The organism is Caballeronia temeraria, assembly GCF_001544795.2.
In the GTDB taxonomy this organism is placed as follows: Bacteria; Pseudomonadota; Gammaproteobacteria; order Burkholderiales; family Burkholderiaceae; genus Caballeronia; species Caballeronia temeraria.
Map to the genome: position 1 here is coordinate 1 of NZ_FCOI02000109.1, position 1,184 is coordinate 1,184.

General features: G+C 64.8%; 1 protein-coding gene. It reads left to right on the forward strand.

The genetic code is table 11. From position 1 onward, the window contains the following. Window positions 1–2 precede the first annotated feature (2 nt). Window positions 3–1,184, forward strand: coding sequence for an acetyl-CoA C-acetyltransferase (locus AWB76_RS38650; RefSeq protein WP_061165332.1), 1,182 nt, complete (start codon window positions 3–5; stop codon window positions 1,182–1,184).

The window sequence follows — 1,184 nt, forward strand, 5'->3', positions numbered from 1 at the left end:
AAATGACTGACGTAGTGATCGTATCGGCCGCGCGTACGGCGGTAGGCAAATTCGGCGGCTCGCTCGCGAAGATCGCGGCGCCGGAACTGGGCGCGACGGTAATCAAGGCCGTGCTGGAGCGCGCCGGCGTGAAGCCGGATCAGGTGAGCGAAGTGATCCTGGGCCAGGTGCTCGCGGCAGGCTCGGGCCAGAACCCGGCGCGCCAGTCGCTGATCAAGGCCGGTCTGCCCGACATGGTTCCCGGCATGACGATCAACAAGGTCTGCGGCTCGGGCCTCAAAGCGGTGATGCTGGCGGCGAACGCGATCATCGCGGGCGATGCGGAGATCGTCATCGCGGGCGGTCAGGAAAACATGAGCGCGGCACCGCACGTGCTGCCGGGCTCGCGCGACGGTTTCCGCATGGGCGATGCAAAGCTCATCGACACGATGATCGTCGATGGCCTCTGGGACGTCTATAACAACTACCACATGGGCACGACGGCAGAGAACGTCGCGAAAGAATTCGGCATCACGCGCGAGCAGCAGGACGCGTTCGCGGCGCTGTCGCAGAACAAGGCCGAAGCTGCGCAAAAGGCCGGCCGCTTCAACGATGAAATCGTGCCGGTCTCGATTCCGCAACGTAAAGGCGAGCCGCTGCAATTCAACACCGACGAATTCGTGCGTCACGGCGTCACAGCCGACGCCCTCGCGGGCCTGAAGCCGGCGTTCTCGAAAGAAGGCACGGTGACGGCGGCGAACGCATCGGGCATCAACGACGGCGCGGCGGCAGTGGTTGTGATGTCGGCGAAGAAGGCCGAAGCGCTCGGCTTGACGCCGCTCGCGCGCATCAAGGCGTACGCGAACGCGGGCGTCGATCCGAAGATCATGGGCATGGGCCCGGTGCCGGCCTCGAAGCGCTGTCTGGAGCGCGCGGGCTGGAGCGTGAACGATCTCGATCTGATGGAAATCAACGAGGCATTCGCGGCGCAGGCGCTGGCAGTGCACAAGCAGATGGGCTGGGATCAGTCGAAGATCAACGTGAACGGCGGCGCAATTGCGATCGGTCACCCGATCGGCGCATCGGGCTGCCGGATTCTCGTCACGCTGCTGCACGAAATGCAGAAGCGCGACGCGAAGAAGGGTCTGGCGTCGCTGTGTATCGGCGGCGGCATGGGTGTCGCGCTGGCGGTGGAACGTCCGTAA

Coding starts and splice junctions, on each gene's coding strand:
- AWB76_RS38650 (WP_061165332.1), top strand. CDS start 3: ATGACTGACGTAGTGATCGTATCGGCCGCGCGTACGGCGGTAGGCAAA.